Source organism: Pleomorphomonas diazotrophica, assembly GCF_002844595.1.
Classification (GTDB): Bacteria; Pseudomonadota; Alphaproteobacteria; order Rhizobiales; family Pleomorphomonadaceae; genus Pleomorphomonas; species Pleomorphomonas diazotrophica.
Map to the genome: position 1 here is coordinate 225,772 of NZ_PJNW01000011.1, position 15,996 is coordinate 241,767.

Here is a 15,996-nt window from a genome sequence, read left to right on the forward strand (position 1 = left end):
CGTCGGAGGCCCCTCCTTCTTGCGCCGCGCCGGTGGGCGGGCGAAACATCCGGGAGGCCGCATGGGTCCGCTCTGGCTGCTCGCGCTGATCGCGGGTCTTTCCTTCTTCGGCTTCGTATTGGGCCGCTGGAAGTCTGTCGTCCTCTCCGGCAAAGGGCGCGGATCGCTCGCTGCCCGGCCTGGCTATTACGGCGCTTACGTGCTGATCTGGACGGCGATGCCGGCGCTGCTCATTCTCGTCGCGCTGTCGGTCGCCAAGCCGTTTCTCATCGAGCAGACCGTGCGCACCAACCTGCCCGAGCAGGTGCTGGCCAACGCCGCGCAACTCTCGCTCGAAGTATCCGGCGTGCAGCAGGTGGCGGCCGGCCTCAAGCTGGTAACCCCTGAGGAGCTTGAGGACATCCGCATTGGCGTCGTGGCGGCGCGCTCGACATTCGCCCGTCATGGGCTGCCGCTCGGGCAGGATGTCAAACCCTATCAGTTGGTCGCCGCCGCAGCGCTCAATCTTGTTTCCGACGGGCTCGATACCGCTGTCGACGCTGCCGTTGTCGCCGCCCTCGGCTTCGGCCTGATCTTCGCCTTCGTCCGGGTGAAGCCGCGTCTCAGGGCACGCAACCTCGTCGAAAATACCGTTCTGGCGTTGCTCATCGCCGCCTCGTCGGTAGCCATTCTCACGACCGTCGGCATCGTGCTCAGCCTGCTGTTCCAGGCCTTGCAGTTCTTCTCGATGGTGTCGCCGGCCAACTTCTATCTCGGCACCGTCTGGGATCCGCGCTTCGCCGCCGCCGGCTCATCGGAGAGCGGCCAGTTCGGCTTCCTGCCGCTGTTCTGGGGCACGCTCTACATTTCCTTCTTCGCCATGGTGGTGGCCGTGCCGATCGGTCTCTTCTCGGCCGTCTACATGGCAGAATATGCAACCTCGAAGGTGCGTTCGATCGCCAAGCCGCTGATCGAAATCCTGGCGGGCATCCCGACCATCGTCTACGGCTTCTTCGCCCTGACAACCGTGGGGCCGATGATCCGCGACTACATCGCCCTACCGCTCGGCCTCGGCACGTCCGGCAACAACGTGCTCACCGCCGGTCTGGTGATGGGCATCATGATCATTCCCTACGTGTCCTCGCTCAGCGACGACATCATCACCGCGGTTCCCCGCTCACTGCGCGACGGTTCGCTGGCCCTCGGCGCCACACGGTCGGAGACCATGCGGCAGGTGATCCTGCCGGCGGCGCTGCCCGGCGTGGTCGGAGCGGTCCTGCTCGCGGTATCGCGAGCTATCGGCGAGACGATGATCGTCGTGTTGGCGGCTGGTGTCGCCGCCCGTGCCTCGCTCAATCCCTTCGAGGAAATGACGACCATCACCGTGAAGATCGTCAATCAGCTGACCGGCGACCTTGAGTTCACCAGCCCGCAGACACTGGTCGCCTTCGCGCTGGGCATCACGCTGTTTGTCATCACGCTCGGCCTCAACGTGCTGGCGCTGACCATCGTCCGCAAGTACCGGGAGCAATACGAATGACGGAAGCAACGTCCTCCCTTTCCGCCTCGCGGATCGGCGGTTCGGAAACCCGCTCCATCTCCAAGCTCGACATCGGCCTCAAGCGCCGTTACGCCGCCGAACGCCGCTTCCGCACCTACGGACTCGTGGCGGTAACCATCGCCATCTGCTTCCTCGTTGCGCTGTTCGGATCGATCGTGGCAAAGGGCTACACTGCGTTCCAGCAGACACGCATCAGCATGATCGTCAACTTCGATGCGAACATCATCGCGCCGGATGGCGACCGCTCACCCGCCGCCATCATGGCCGGCAACGCCTTCCGCTTCGACGATCTGATCGCCGCGTCGCTGCAGAGCACCCTCGAACTCGACCCCAATGACGAAGACGCGCTCTACGACGGTCTCGACCTGCTCTCCAAGGGGTCCGCGCCGATGCTCCGGACGATGATCGCCAAGGATCCATCACTGATCGGCACCAAGAGAAACGTCGACTTCTACGCCACCGGCGACGTCGACTCCTTCGTCAAGGGCTCGATCCGCGCCGACATCCCGGAAAGCCAGCGCCTCGTCAAGGACAGGCATATCGCGATCATCCAGAAGCTCGAGAAGGAGGGAGCGTTGCGCCTTGCCTTCAATACCGGCCTGTTCACCAACGGCGCCTCGACGCGGCCGGAACTGGCCGGTGTGGGCGTGGCGCTGGTCGGCTCGCTCTACATGATGCTGGTCGTCCTGGTGCTGTCGTTGCCCCTCGGCGTGGCAGGCTCGATCTATCTGGAGGAGTTCGCCCCGAAAAATCGCTGGACCGACCTGATCGAGGTCAACATCAACAACCTCGCCGCGGTGCCGTCGATCGTCTACGGTTTGCTAGGCCTAGCGGTCTTCATCAACTTCGCCCACCTGCCGCGCTCGGCGAGCCTCGTCGGCGGCCTTGTCCTGACGCTGACCACCCTACCGACCATCATCATCGCCACCCGCGCGGCGCTGAAGGCAGTGCCGCCTTCGATCCGCGAGGCCGGACTCGGGGTCGGCGCCTCGAAAATGCAGACCGTCTTCCACCACGTGCTGCCGCTCGCCATGCCCGGCGTGCTTACCGGCACCATCATCGGCCTCGCCCACGCCCTCGGCGAGACGGCGCCGCTCCTGATGATCGGCATGAAGGCCTTCATCGTCGAATACCCGACGACGCCCTTCGACCCCGCCACGGCGCTGCCCACCCAGATCTACATGTGGGCGACCGAGCCCGAACGTGCCTTCACCGAGCGCACCTCGGCGGCAATCATCGTGCTGCTCGCCTTCCTGCTCGCCATGAACAGCCTCGCCATCATTCTTCGCCGCGCCTTCGAGCGCCGCTGGTAATCGTTTCCCGGAGTTTTCGCCATGTCCGCAGTTCAGGTCGCGACGACCTTCGAGACCGTCCGCACCCCCGATCCGGCGAGCCGCCCGGTCAAGATCCACGCAGCCAAGGTCAAGGTGACCTATGGCCAGAAAGAAGCCCTGCATGGGGTTTCCATCGACATCCCCGAGAAGGCGGTCACCGCCTTCATCGGCCCGTCCGGCTGTGGCAAGTCGACCTTCCTGCGCTGCATCAACCGCATGAACGATACCATCGCCGGCGCCCGCGTCGAGGGCACCATCAAGCTCGATGAACGGGACATCTACGATCCCGACCTCGACGTGGTGGAGTTGAGAGCCCGCGTCGGCATGGTGTTCCAGAAGCCGAACCCGTTCCCGAAGTCGATCTTCGACAATGTCGCCTACGGACCGCGCATCCACGGCCTTGCCCGCTCGAAGGCCGACCTTGAGGAGATCGTGGTCACCTCCCTGCAAAAGGCCTCGCTGTTCAACGAAGTGAAGGACCGGCTCAACGAACCCGGCACCGGGCTTTCCGGCGGCCAGCAGCAGCGCCTTTGCATCGCCCGCGCCATCGCCGTGTCGCCGGAGGTGATCCTGATGGATGAGCCCTGCTCGGCGCTCGACCCGATCGCCACCGCCAAGGTGGAAGAGCTGATCGACGAGCTGCGCGCCAACTTCACCATCGTCATCGTCACGCACTCGATGCAGCAGGCGGCACGCGTGTCCCAGCGCACCGCCTTCTTCCATCTCGGGCACCTGATCGAGGAAGGCCCCACCGACCATCTCTTCACCAATCCGCTGGAACAGCGGACGCAGGATTACATCACGGGCCGCTTCGGCTGACCGGAAACGGCAGGAGATTTCCATGGAACATACGGTTTCCGCCTATGACGATGACCTCAAGGCGATCGCCCGCCTGGTCACCGAAATCGGCGGCCTCGCCGAGCGCGCGGTCGGTGATTCGGTGGCAGCGCTGACCCGCCTCGACCTTGCCCTCGCCCAGCGCGTGATCGCCGGCGACAAAGAGCTCGATCGGTTGCAGCACGAAATCGAGGAGAAGGCGATCCTGGTGATTGCCCGTCGCCAGCCGATGGCCAATGACCTACGCGAAATCGTCGGCGCCATGCGCATCGCCAACGATATCGAGCGGGTCGGCGACCTCGCCAAGAACATCGCCAAGCGTGTCGTCGCCATCAACGGCGTCTTCCCGCACAAGCAGCTCATCACCGGCGTCGAGCATTTGTGCGAGATCGCCCTGCAGCAGCTCAAGCGGGTGCTCGATGCCTATGCCAGCCAGGACGATCAGGCGGCCGGCAGCGTCCGACAGCGCGACGATGAGATTGATGCGCTCTACACCTCGCTGTTCCGCGAACTCCTCACCTACATGATGGAGGATCCGCGCAACCTCACCTTCTGCATCCACCTTCTGTTCTGCGCCAAGAACATCGAGCGAATCGGCGATCATGCCACCAACATCGCCGAATCGGTGCACTATATGGTGACGGGCCGGTCCTACGAGGAGGAGCGGCCGAAGGCCGACGCCTCCATCGCCAGCACCATCGCCGGTTCCTAACAAGCTCGGGAGTTGAGGACCACCATGGCCAAGGTGATGATCGTCGAGGACGAGGAGGCGGTGTCGCTGATGCTGCGCTACAACCTCGAGGCCGAGGGTTTCGAGGTGGAGCAGGCTTTCCGCGGTGACGAGGCCGACATTCGCCTCAAGGAGATCACGCCGGACCTGTTGCTGCTCGACTGGATGCTGCCGGGCCTCTCCGGCATCGAACTGTGCCGTCGTCTCAGGGCGCGGCCGGAGACCGAGCGGCTGCCGGTGATCATGCTGACCGCACGTGGCGAGGAGTCGGAACGGGTGCGCGGGCTCGCCACCGGCGCCGACGATTATGTGGTGAAGCCCTTCTCGGTTCCCGAGCTGATCGCCCGCGTCAAGGCAATGCTGCGTCGGGCCAAACCGGAGACGGTGTCCAGCCTGCTGACGGCGGGCGATATCGAACTCGACCGCGAGACACGCCGCGTGCGCCGTTCGGCGCGGGAAATCCATCTTGGGCCGACCGAGTTCCGCCTGCTGGAGTTCCTGATGCAGTCGCCGGGCCGGGTCTTCTCGCGCGAGCAGCTTCTCAACGGCGTCTGGGGCCATGACGTCTATGTCGACGAGCGGACCGTCGATGTCCATGTCGGCCGTCTCAGGAAGTCGATCAACCGCGGTCGCGTCCGCGACCCCATTCGCACGGTACGCGGCTCCGGTTATTCCTTCGACGAGAAGTTCGCCACCAGCTGAGGGGGCTTTCGTTTCTGCCTCAACAGCTGGCCGCTTCCTGCCGCTTACCTTCTGCGCCGCAATGGTCTAGGGTCCCCTCCAACACGCGAGAGAGGGCCTGAGATGCTGGCGGGCAAGCGCATTCTGATCGTCATCGGCGGCGGCATCGCCGCCTACAAGGTGCTCGAGGTGATCCGGCGGCTCAAGGAGCGCGGCGCCGCGGTGCGGGTGATCCTGACGCGGTCGGGCAAGGAGTTCGTGACGCCGATGACGGTGGGCGCTCTCTCCGGCGAGAAGGTGTTCAGCGACCTGTTCGACCCCACAGAAGAGCAGGATATTGGCCACATCGTGCTCTCGCGCGACACCGACCTGATCCTGGTGGCGCCTGCCACCGCCAATCTCATCGCCCGCATGGCCAACGGCATCGCCGACGAACTCGCTACCGCCAGCTTGCTTGCAGCCGCCGCACCGATCATCGTCTGCCCGGCCATGAACCAGCGCATGTGGGCGCACCCGGCAACCCAGCGCAACGCGGCGCAACTGGCCGCCGACGGCGTCCGCTTCATCGGACCGGCCGAGGGTCGGATGGCCGAGCGCAACGAGGCCGGCGTTGGCCGATTGACCGAACCGGTGGAGATCCTGGCGGGCGTTGAGGCGTTCTTCGCCGAAGCGGCAGAGCCGAAGCCACTTGCCGGGCGGCACGTGCTTGTCACATCCGGACCCACCATCGAGCCGATCGACCCGGTGCGCTTCATCACCAACCGTTCCTCGGGCAAGCAGGGGCACGCCATCGCCGCCGCCGCTGCCCGCGCCGGGGCCCGGGTAACGCTCGTCTCGGGTCCGGTCGCGATCCCTGACCCTGAAGGCGTCGACGTCGTCCGTGTCGAGACAGCGGCGGAGATGCTCACAGCGGTGTTTGCCGCCCTACCGGCCGATGCCGCGGTGATGGCCGCCGCGGTGTCCGACTGGCGGCCGGCGGACGTGGCATCGGAGAAGATCAAGAAAGCAGCCGGCCATGCGCCGCCCCTCTCCTTCATCGAGAATCCGGATATCCTGGCGACGCTTGGCCACGACGCACAGCGCCCGAAGATCCTGGTTGGATTCGCTGCCGAAACAACCGATGTCGAGACGAATGCCGCCTGCAAGCTGGCGACCAAGGGAGCCGACTATATCGTCGCCAATGACGTGTCCCCGGCCGGCGGCGTGTTCGGCGGCGACCGCAACAGCGTGCGCGTCCTTTCGTCGGCCGGCGTCGACATCTGGCCGACGCTGTCCAAGGATAAAGTGGCCGAGCGGCTCATTTCCCTGATCGCCGAACAGCTCGGCTGATTTCGATTCGCTTCTGCAACAAACCAGCTTTTGAGGTTATCGATGGTCGAGGTTGCCCTTTTGCGTCTGCCGCATGCTCGGGACCTGCCGCTTCCGGCCTACCAGAGCGAAGACGCGGCTGGTCTCGATCTCTTGGCAGCGGTCGACGAACCGGTGACCTTGCCCCCACTCGGGCGAGCCCTGGTGCCGACCGGCCTCGCCATGGCGCTGCCCTCTGGTTACGAAGCGCAAGTGCGGCCGCGGTCGGGGCTGGCCGCCAAACATGGCGTCACCGTTCTCAACTCGCCCGGCACCGTCGATGCCGACTATCGTGGGGAAGTGAAGGTGATTCTGATCAATCTGTCCGATACGTCCTTCACAATCGGTCGCGGTGAGCGCATCGCCCAGATGGTGATTGCGCCGGTCAGCCGCGCCCGTCTCGTCGAGACCGAAGCGCTCGACGCCACCACGCGTGGATCAGGTGGTTTCGGATCGACGGGTCGCTCGTGAGGGTGGAGCAATCCATCCTCGCTTATCGGCTCTCGTTGGAATCATTTTCCAATCCACTTGCGGGTTGCGACCTCGGTTGACTGGTGGCGTTCCACGGCCACCGGTAGAATGGTGCCAATTTCACAGCGCCTGCACCAACGAGGACTTCCCATGAGCGATCTTTCCCGCCGCGGTCGCGGCAAGATCTACGCCTCCATCACCGACACCATCGGCGATACGCCGCTCGTCCGTTTCGACAAGCTCGCCAAGGAGAACGGCGCAAACGCGACCATTCTCGGCAAGCTGGAGTTCTTCAATCCCATTGCCTCGGTCAAAGACCGCATCGGTGTGGCGATGATCGAGGCGCTCGAAGCGCAGGGCAAGATCAAGCCCGGCGAATCCACCCTGATCGAGCCGACCTCCGGCAACACGGGTATCGCGCTGGCTTTCGTCGCCGCCGCCAAAGGTTACCGGCTGATCCTGGTCATGCCGGAGTCGATGTCCATCGAGCGGCGCAAGATGCTGAAGCTGCTGGGCGCCGAACTGGAGCTGACCGAGGCAGCCAAGGGCATGAAGGGCGCCATCGCCAAGGCGGGCGAGCTCGCCGCCAGCATTCCCGGCGCCGTCATCCCGCAGCAGTTTGAAAATCCGGCCAACCCCGAAGTGCACCGCGTCAGCACCGCCGAGGAGATCTGGAACGACACCGATGGCAAGGTCGACATCTTCGTCGCCGGCATTGGCACCGGCGGCACGATCACCGGCGTCGGCCGCGTGCTGAAGGAGCGCAAGCCCGGGGTCAAGGTGGTTGCCGTCGAGCCGACGGAAAGCCCGGTTCTCTCTGGCGGCAATCCCGGTCCGCACAAGATCCAGGGTATTGGTGCCGGCTTCGTGCCGCCGGTTCTGGACACTCATGTTTACGACGAAATTCTGCCGGTTCCCTCGGAAGAGGCGCTGGCAACGGCCCGTCAGGTGGCAAAGCTCGAAGGCGTGCCGGTCGGCATCTCCTCGGGCGCGGCGCTGGCGGCGGCCATCAAGCTCGGGCAGCGGCCAGAAAACGCCGGCAAGACCATCGTGGTGATCGTGCCGTCCTTTGCCGAACGCTATCTGTCGACCGCATTGTTCGAGGGGCTCGCCTGATCCGTCTCGCCGGACGAGGCAGGCGCATTTTCAGCGGCCGGTTCCTTCAAGGTGCCGGCCGCTTTCTTTTTCGCGAGATCGACGAAGAAGCTCAGGATGAGATCGCCGACACCGGTGTCCGAGACCAGCGCCGCGGCATCGACCGGGTTGAAGAAGCGCACCTCGCGCTGACCTTTTTCCTGCCAGTCGTCGAGCTGCCGCTCGATGGCCAGCGGAAAGACATCCACCAGCACCTTCTCCTGACGCTTGGGGAACTGCTTCACGTAGGTAAAGCGGCCAATCGGCTTCTGAGCCGCGCTGCCGATCAGGCCGGCTTCTTCCATCGCTTCGGTTTCAGCGCTTTCATGCCGCTTGAGGCCTTTGATTGGCCAACCCTTGGGCAATATCCAGCGACCGCTATCGCGGGTGGTGATCATCACCACCTCATATCCATAGGGTGTCAGGCGATAGGGCAGGGCAGCGACCTGCCGAAACTTCTCAAGCGTCGCCTTCGCCACAACGGACCCTTTCGGAGACTTGATCACCAAGCGCGCCCTCCAATCGCCGGGTAAGCGAGAACGAGCGCCGTTGCGCTCTATGACATGATTTGCCGGCTAATAACACCCCAAGCAGCCCGACTGGGAAAAACACCGACTCTTACGCGGTTTCCGCCCGCTCATCGCTGCCGGAGTAAGCGTTCCAGAGCGCCTTTTCGCCAATGGCAGCGATGAAGGCAGCGTGCGCGTCTGCCTCGGCCGGCGAAAGGCGGGACGGCAAAGGCACGGGACGCGGACGCAGGGCGACGCGGCCGCCCGTTTCGCTCGCCGATGCCGCCTGTACGGCTACCGTGAGATCGAGGCCGGCCTGACGGCCGCCGGTCAGCTCCAGATAAACCTCGGCAAGCAGTTCGGCGTCGAGCAAGGCGCCATGCTTGATACGCTTCGAGCGGTCGATACCATAGCGATTGCAGAGCGCATCGAGGCTGGCAGGCGCGCCGGGGTGCTTGCGGCGGGCCATCATCAGCGTGTCGATGACGCGTTCTGCGCCAAAGACTGAACGCCCTGACGCCTTCAGCTCGAAATTGATGAAGCCCATGTCGAAGCTGGCATTGTGGGCAACCAGTTGGGCCTCGCCGACAAAGGCGATGAAATCGTCGGCAACTTGTTCAAAGCGCGGCTTGTCGGCCAGAAACTCGTCGGACAGGCCGTGGACGTCGAAGGCTTCCTTGGGTACCGATCGTCCAGGGTTGATATAGACATGAAAGTTGCGGCCGGTCGGAAAACGATTGACCACCTCGACACAGCCGATTTCGACCAGACGGTCGCCGGTCTTGGGATCGAGGCCAGTGGTTTCGGTATCGAAGACGATTTCGCGCATGGGCGAATCCTGCCTGCCGCCGTCGTGGATTTCAAGAAAATCCGGCTGCCTTGTCCCCTGACAATTCCCTCAGGACAGCAATTGACGCAAAAAGGCGTCCACCGCCGCCTTGGCTGTCGCAATGCCGGCGCCCGTGGGTATGACGACGTCTGCTCGCGCTCTTTTTTCGGCGTCCGACATTTGCCGAGCGAGCAGCGCCTCGAGTTTTTCCGCCGTCATGCCCGGACGAGCAAGCACCCGGGCTCGCTGCATCTCGGCCGGGGCCGACACCACCACCAGCTTGTCGACATCGTCCTGGCGGCCGGTTTCGAGGAGGAGGGGGATGTCGAGCACGACCGCCGCTGCTCTACCAGCGCGCGCCCGTTCCAGAAACTCGGCCTCGGCGCGACGCACCGCCGGATGGACGATGGCTTCCAGCCGGCGAAATGCGTCGTTGTCACTGGAAAGCCGATCGGCCAGTCGGGCACGATCCACCCTTCCACCCGTTGTGGTTCCCGGAAAGGCTGCCTCGATCTCCGCGGCGAGCGGACCGTCATAGAGGGCATGCACCGTCGCATCGGCGTCGAACACCGGCAGACCCGCTTGTCGGAACAGATCGGCGGTGGTGGTCTTGCCCATGCCGATTGAACCGGTGAGGCCGATGACGATCACAGATCGGCCTCGATCAGTTCGCGAAGTTCGGGCGTCACCGTCGGCCGGTGACCGAACCAGCGTGTGAAGCCCGGCACCGCCTGATGAAGCAGCATGCCAAGGCCGTCAACGATGGGAAGGCCGCGTGCCGCCGCGGCGGCGAGGAATGGCGTTACGAGCGGTACATAGACGATGTCGGTCACCACGCTGCCAGCCGGCACGACTGTCATGTCGAGATCGATGGTGCCTTCGCCCTTCATGCCCAGCGAGGTGGTGTTGACCAGGAAACCGGCCGTCGCCGCGTATCGATTCGTTGCCGAAAGGACATCGGCAGAGGCACGACCGGGGTATCGCCCGGCCAAGGCTTCGGCTCGCGACAGGGTGCGATTGACGATGCGGACCATGAAGCCGCGTTCGACCAGGGCATCCACGACGGCAGCGGCGGCGCCACCGGCGCCGAGCACCAGCGCCTCGCCGGATGCCCTGTCCCAGCCGGGGGCACGTTCGTCGAGGTTGGCGAGAAAGCCGATTCCGTCGGTATTGTCGGCGCACAGAACCCCATTTTCGATCCACAGTGTGTTGGCGGCGCCAATCCGCTCCACCACCGGCTCCCTGTGATGGGCCGCACGGGCGGCGATCTCCTTATAGGGAATAGTGACGTTGCCGCCCGCCAAGCCGCTCTCGGCAAAACGGGCAAAGAAGGCATCGGCCCGTTCCGGTTCGACGGCGACCCGTCGATAGTCACCGTCGATGTCGAGTGTCGTCAGCCAATGGCCGTGGATCAGCGGCGAGCGCGAGTGGCTCACCGGCCAGCCGATGACGGCGGCGCGGATCATTGTTCGATCATCCTTTCCTCGCGCAGGAACTCCAGAAGCGGCAACAGGGGCAGACCAAGAATAGTGAAATGATTGCCCTCGATGGCCTCGAACAACTGAACGCCATAGCCCTCGAGCTGGTAGGCGCCGACCGAACCCAGCACTGTGTCGCCGACCACCGCCAGATAGTGGCTGATGAAGCGCGTCGACAGCGGCCTCATGGTCAGCCTCGCCCTGTCGACAGCACGATGGAGGACTTCCCCATTTCTGGCCAGCGACAGGGCCGAATGAAGCTCATGGGTGCGGCCCGAGAGGCGAGCGAGTTGCCGGCCGGCTTCCTCGCGATCGCCGGGCTTGTGGAAGCGTTCGTCGCCGAGCGACAGCGTCTGATCGGCGCCGATCACCAGATCGCCGGGCCGGCGCAACGACACCTCCACCGCCTTGACGTCGGCCAGCGCCTGCGCCACGTCGGCAGCGCAAAGACCGACGAGATCCTCCTCGATGAGGCGTTCGTCGACGTCGGCCGGAACCCGCTTGAAGATCAGGCCGGCACCGGTCAGGAGGGCGGCGCGGGCGGCGCTCGCCGAGGCAAGAACGAGGCTCATCTTTCACCCGGCGTCGGAGAAGGGGTCGAGCACCTTGCCATAGCGGTGCTGGTCCCAAAGGGCGAGGATGGCGGCGGCGGTTTCCTCGATCGACCGACGCGTGACGTCGATCATCGGCCAGCCATGTTCGGTGCAAAGGCGCTTGGAATAGAGGATTTCCTGGGCGATCGACGCCTTGTCGACATAGGCCGAGTCCTGGTTCTGGTCGGCGAGCGCCAGCAGGCGATTCTGCCGGACGTGCATGATGCGCTCGGCCGTGGCGATCAGGCAGACCACCAGGGGCCGCCGCGCGGCGACCACCTTGTCGGCGATGGGGATGCCGGGTACCAGCGGCACGTTGGCGGTGCGGATGCCGCGGTTGGCGAGATAGATCGACGTCGGTGTCTTCGACGTGCGGCTGATGCCGATCAGGATGACGTCGGTTTCCTCGATATCGTCGGGCAGGGCGCCATCGTCATGGGCCAGGGTGAAGTTCAGCGCGTCGATGCGCTTGAAATAGTCGGCGTCCATGGCGTGCTGGGCGCCAGCCTTGCCGATCGCCTGCACATTGAAGAAGGAGCGGAACACGTCGAACACCGGCCGGAGCACGTCGATGCAGGGAATGGCCGCCGCCTGGCAGGCTTCCTCGAGCCGAACGGCGAGATCCTGTTGCACCAGCGTGTAAAGGACGATGCCGGGCGCCGCTTCGATGTCGGCGATGACGCGCTCGATATGCCGCACCGAGCGCACCAGCGGATAGATATGCTCGATCGCCACCATCGATTCATATTGGGCGGTGGCCGCCCGGCCGACGGCGAGCAGCGTCTCGCCGGTGGAGTCGGACACGAGGTGGATATGGAAATAGGTCTGGCCCCGCTTCATGGCCGCATGCTCCGAGAGACGGCGGGCAGCATCTCAGATGAGGCCATGCTTGGCGAGTTCTTTTTTGCCGCTTGCGATCAAGGACTTGGATGCTTTCGCCGGACCGCTGTCCACAGCCTGCCACCGACCTCGTGGACGGACGTGAACAAGCGAGACCAAGACGGTGCCTCCGACCGGGCCCTGTGGGCAACCCGCCAAACCGTCAACAGGCTGATGAAAATCGTCTCTCTTCGGCGGTGCCTGTGGGCGCTGTGCAAAAGCGATGCTGGTGCTTAACGGTTCATTAACTCTTCGACGGCCGTCCCCATTAACCATTCGTTAAGACTTGCGGCATTCCGCCATTCGTTAAAGTTTTCCACAAAAGCCACAGGCTCCAGGCCGCCATGCTGCCGGCAAGACCCGCCGATGCGCCCTGATACGGTTCGGATTGTGGAGAGGCGACAATCCCTGCTATCCCTCGCCAATAAGAAAAAGAAAATCTCTTCAAATAGGATTCTTGACTTGGAAACGGCCGACGGCGCGACGACAGACGGGACGGCAAATGGCCGTCGCCTCATCAGGGTTCTCGACGGCGAGCGGTTATGGCCGCCACCGGTCTGGATGATGCGGCAAGCCGGCCGCTATCTCCCGGAGTATCGCGCCACACGCGCCAAGGCGGGTTCCTTCCTGGATCTCTGCTATGCGCCTGCGCTTGCCACGGAAGTGACGCTACAGCCGATCCGCCGCTTCGGCTTCGATGCGGCCATTCTGTTTTCCGACATTCTGGTGGTACCTCATGCGCTGGGCCAAAAGGTCTGGTTCGTGGAAGGCGAAGGGCCACGGCTCGAACCGGTCGATCTCTCACGCCTCAGCCTTGAACCCGATCGCCTGTTGGCGCGGCTCGAGCCGGTCATCGAGACGGTGTCGCGCATCCGCGCCGAGCTTCCCGAGGAGACGACGCTGCTCGGCTTCTGCGGGGCACCCTGGACGCTGATCACCTACATGATCGCTGGTCACGGCACGGCGGACCAGTTGCCGGCACGACGGGCGGCTCTGATCGACCCTGAGGGTATGGATCGGCTGGTCGACGTCCTTGTGAACGCGTCCATTGACTACCTGACGGCGCAGCTTCGAGCCGGCGCCGACGCCGTACAGATTTTCGACACCTGGGCAGGGGTACTCGACGACGCCGGTTTCCAGCGGCTGGTTATCGAGCCAACCAAACGGATCGTTGCAGGCCTACGTGAACGGGTACCTGATGCACGGGTGATCGGTTTTCCGAAGGGAGCGGGCGGTCACCTGCCGGCCTATGTACAGGAGACGGGCGTCGATGCGGTTGGCATCGACTGGCAGGCGTCGCTCGATTTCGCGCGGGATGCGGTGCAACCGCTCGCCGCGGTGCAAGGCAACCTCGACCCGCTGCATCTCGTCACGGGTGGAGAGGCGCTGGATGCGGCGGTCGATCGCGTTCTCAACCGGCTTGGCGGGGGACGGTTGATCTTCAACCTCGGCCACGGCATCACGCCGGACGGATTGATCGACAATGTCGCGCGCATGCTGGCACGCGTTCGCGGGAGGCTGTGATGGGCCTCGCCTACGACTGGATCAAGATCGGCCACCTGTTTTCGGTGTTCGCCTGGATGGCTGGCGTTTTCTATCTGCCGCGTCTTTTCGTGTATCACGCCGACGCCGAGACGAGATCGGTACAGTCGGAAACCTTCAAGGTGATGGAGCGCCGGCTCCTTCGGGGCATCATGCGGCCGGCCATGTATGGCACCTGGGGTTTCGGCCTCTGGCTCGGTTTGAAGGGAGGTTGGTTCTCAGGCGCGTCCTGGCTCTGGCTGAAGGCTCTTCTGGTGTTGGCCCTCACCGTCTACCACTATCAGCTCGATGCCTGGCGAAAGGCTTTCGAGATCGACGCCAACCGGCACAGTTCGCGTTTCTTCAGGATGATGAACGAGCTGCCAACTCTCGTTCTTTTCGGGATTCTGGTCCTGGTGGTACTGAAGCCGTTCTGACGTCGAGGATACGCCACCAACCGCTGCCGTCTTGCCGCGCCGGTCGGAACAGAGTATAGCGGACTTCGTCCCACGCTTCGCGGACAGGCACCTTCCGGACGAGGAGGTTCGGAAAGCTTTTCCCGCGGCGGCTCCCCGCCGTCGCTGCCAGCCCGCGTCTTTCGGAAAAGATCGTCGATGCGTATCCCCAGCAGGGGAACTTTGTGTTTTCGAGATCGATTCCCTTTTTTCCAGCCAAGAGATGCCTTGTCCATGTCGGAGATGAAACTCCAGGATCTCAAGAAGAAGACTCCCACCGAACTTCTCGCCGTTGCGGAAGAAGTCGAGGTGGAGAATGCCTCGACCATGCGCAAGCAGGAGCTGCTGTTCGCCATTTTGAAGCAGCTTGCCGAGCAAGAGGTCGACATCATCGGCGAGGGCGTCGTCGAGGTGCTGCAGGACGGCTTCGGCTTCCTGCGCTCTCCCGACGCCAACTACCTGCCGGGTCCCGACGACATCTACATTTCGCCGGCCCAGATTCGTCGCTTCTCGCTCAGGACCGGCGACACCGTCGAAGGCCAGATCCGAAGCCCGAAGGAAGGCGAGCGCTATTTCGCGCTGCTCAAGGTCAACACGGTCAATTTCGAGGATCCCGAGAAGGCGCGGCACAAGGTTCATTTCGACAACCTCACACCGCTCTATCCCGACGAACGCTTTCGCATGGAAGTCGAGGGCGTGCCGTCGAAGGATTTTTCCGCCCGCGTCATCGATATCGTGGCGCCGCTTGGCAAGGGCCAGCGCGCGCTGATCGTGGCGCCGCCGCGCACCGGCAAGACGGTGCTGCTGCAGAACATCGCCCATTCGATCACCACCAACCACCCTGAGTGCTACCTGATCGTTCTCCTGATCGACGAGCGTCCGGAAGAGGTGACCGACATGCAGCGCTCGGTGCGCGGCGAGGTGGTGTCGTCCACCTTCGACGAACCGGCGACGCGTCACGTTCAGGTGGCCGAGATGGTCATCGAGAAGGCCAAGCGTCTTGTCGAACATGGCCGTGACGTGGTGATCCTGCTCGACTCGATCACCCGCCTGGGCCGCGCCTACAACACGGTGGTTCCGTCCTCCGGCAAGGTGCTGACAGGCGGTGTCGATGCCAACGCGCTGCAGCGTCCCAAGCGCTTCTTCGGTGCGGCGCGCAATATTGAACAGGGCGGGTCGCTGACCATCATCGCCACGGCGCTGATCGACACCGGCAGCCGCATGGACGAGGTGATCTTTGAAGAGTTCAAGGGCACCGGCAACTCGGAAATCATCCTCGACCGCAAGATTTCCGACAAGCGCGTGTTCCCGGCGATCGATATCCAGCGCTCCGGCACTCGCAAGGAAGACCTCTTGGTCGCGCCGGACAAGCTCAAGAAAACCTTCGTGCTTCGCCGCATCCTCAACCCAATGGGGACCACCGACGCCACCGAGTTCCTGCTCGACAAGCTGCGGCAGACCCGGACCAACGGCGACTTCTTCGATTCCATGAACACATGACGTGACGGGCTGGCAGATCGCCGGTGTTTCACGTGAATCAGTGAACACAGATCGATTCGTCTCCGTTCCTTCTGAATCGACCGACAAAGGGCCCTCGGGCCCTTTGCCTTTTCGGAATGGCCTGCCGGTCGACTTCCTAGACGGGCGCTGTTTAGAAA

Annotated in this window: 17 protein-coding genes; 11 read left to right on the forward strand and 6 right to left on the reverse strand. The window is 63.8% G+C overall.

From position 1 onward, the window contains the following. The first annotated feature begins 61 nt into the window (after positions 1–61). The 8 genes from pstC (at position 62) to cysK (ending at position 8,056) form a co-directional block, all read left to right on the forward strand. Positions 62–1,519 (forward strand): phosphate ABC transporter permease subunit PstC, encoded by a 1,458-nt coding sequence (gene pstC, locus CXZ10_RS14430; protein WP_101290039.1) that lies wholly within the window; start codon positions 62–64, stop codon positions 1,517–1,519. Further along, positions 1,516–2,853 carry a phosphate ABC transporter permease PstA gene (pstA, locus tag CXZ10_RS14435; RefSeq protein ID WP_101290040.1) on the forward strand — a complete coding sequence of 446 codons (1,338 nt, stop codon included), beginning with the start codon at positions 1,516–1,518 and terminating at the stop codon, positions 2,851–2,853. Before pstC ends, pstA begins: the two co-directional genes overlap by 4 nt. A gap of 21 nt (positions 2,854–2,874) precedes the next feature. Further along, positions 2,875–3,693 (forward strand): phosphate ABC transporter ATP-binding protein PstB, encoded by an 819-nt coding sequence (gene pstB, locus CXZ10_RS14440; RefSeq protein WP_101290041.1) that lies wholly within the window; start codon positions 2,875–2,877, stop codon positions 3,691–3,693. A 22-nt stretch (positions 3,694–3,715) separates the two neighbouring features. Further along, positions 3,716–4,423, forward strand: coding sequence for a phosphate signaling complex protein PhoU (gene phoU, locus CXZ10_RS14445; protein WP_180336002.1), 708 nt, complete (start codon positions 3,716–3,718; stop codon positions 4,421–4,423). A gap of 24 nt (positions 4,424–4,447) precedes the next feature. Further along, positions 4,448–5,143 (forward strand): phosphate regulon transcriptional regulator PhoB, encoded by a 696-nt coding sequence (gene phoB, locus CXZ10_RS14450; protein WP_101290043.1) that lies wholly within the window; start codon positions 4,448–4,450, stop codon positions 5,141–5,143. Between the two features lie 102 nt (positions 5,144–5,245). Next, the gene (gene coaBC, locus CXZ10_RS14455; RefSeq protein WP_101290044.1) at positions 5,246–6,451 is read left to right on the forward strand and encodes a bifunctional phosphopantothenoylcysteine decarboxylase/phosphopantothenate--cysteine ligase CoaBC; all 1,206 of its coding nucleotides are present in this window, start codon (positions 5,246–5,248) and stop codon (positions 6,449–6,451) included. A 42-nt stretch (positions 6,452–6,493) separates the two neighbouring features. Continuing rightward, positions 6,494–6,940, forward strand: a complete 447-nt coding sequence (dut, locus tag CXZ10_RS14460; protein ID WP_101290045.1) for a dUTP diphosphatase — start codon at positions 6,494–6,496, stop codon at positions 6,938–6,940. A 150-nt stretch (positions 6,941–7,090) separates the two neighbouring features. Continuing rightward, positions 7,091–8,056, forward strand: a complete 966-nt coding sequence (gene cysK, locus CXZ10_RS14465) for a cysteine synthase A (protein ID WP_101290046.1) — start codon at positions 7,091–7,093, stop codon at positions 8,054–8,056. Here cysK and CXZ10_RS14470 read toward each other — a convergent pair. The 6 genes from CXZ10_RS14470 to CXZ10_RS14495 form a co-directional block, all read right to left on the reverse strand. Beyond that, on the reverse strand, positions 8,020–8,472 hold the full coding sequence (locus CXZ10_RS14470; protein ID WP_143741534.1) for an NUDIX hydrolase: 453 nt from the start codon (positions 8,470–8,472) through the stop codon (positions 8,020–8,022). The two genes, cysK and CXZ10_RS14470, sit on opposite strands and share 37 nt — an antisense overlap. A 220-nt stretch (positions 8,473–8,692) precedes the next feature. After that, the gene (gene dnaQ, locus CXZ10_RS14475; protein ID WP_101290048.1) at positions 8,693–9,412 is read right to left on the reverse strand and encodes a DNA polymerase III subunit epsilon; all 720 of its coding nucleotides are present in this window, start codon (positions 9,410–9,412) and stop codon (positions 8,693–8,695) included. Positions 9,413–9,481: 69 nt separating this feature from the next. Then, positions 9,482–10,063, reverse strand: coding sequence for a dephospho-CoA kinase (coaE, locus tag CXZ10_RS14480; RefSeq protein ID WP_101290049.1), 582 nt, complete (start codon positions 10,061–10,063; stop codon positions 9,482–9,484). Then, a complete protein-coding gene (locus CXZ10_RS14485; RefSeq protein WP_101290050.1) occupies positions 10,060–10,878 on the reverse strand; it encodes a shikimate dehydrogenase in 819 nt (272 codons plus the stop codon). Before CXZ10_RS14485 ends, coaE begins: the two co-directional genes overlap by 4 nt. After that, positions 10,875–11,462, reverse strand: a complete 588-nt coding sequence (locus CXZ10_RS14490) for a Maf family protein (protein WP_101290051.1) — start codon at positions 11,460–11,462, stop codon at positions 10,875–10,877. The genes CXZ10_RS14485 and CXZ10_RS14490 overlap by 4 nt, the downstream gene beginning before the upstream one ends. Before the next feature lie 3 nt (positions 11,463–11,465). After that, positions 11,466–12,323 (reverse strand): pyruvate, water dikinase regulatory protein, encoded by an 858-nt coding sequence (locus CXZ10_RS14495; protein ID WP_101290052.1) that lies wholly within the window; start codon positions 12,321–12,323, stop codon positions 11,466–11,468. 600 nt (positions 12,324–12,923) lie between these two features. On the opposite strand from CXZ10_RS14495, the gene hemE reads away from it, so the two are divergent. From hemE to rho, 3 genes are all read left to right on the forward strand, one after another. Continuing rightward, the gene (hemE, locus tag CXZ10_RS14505; protein ID WP_244617180.1) at positions 12,924–13,886 is read left to right on the forward strand and encodes a uroporphyrinogen decarboxylase; all 963 of its coding nucleotides are present in this window, start codon (positions 12,924–12,926) and stop codon (positions 13,884–13,886) included. Beyond that, positions 13,886–14,320, forward strand: a complete 435-nt coding sequence (gene hemJ, locus CXZ10_RS14510; RefSeq protein WP_101290055.1) for a protoporphyrinogen oxidase HemJ — start codon at positions 13,886–13,888, stop codon at positions 14,318–14,320. The genes hemE and hemJ overlap by 1 nt, the downstream gene beginning before the upstream one ends. Positions 14,321–14,572: 252 nt before the next feature. Beyond that, a complete protein-coding gene (rho, locus tag CXZ10_RS14515; protein ID WP_100080831.1) occupies positions 14,573–15,838 on the forward strand; it encodes a transcription termination factor Rho in 1,266 nt (421 codons plus the stop codon). The last annotated feature ends 158 nt before the right edge of the window (positions 15,839–15,996 follow it).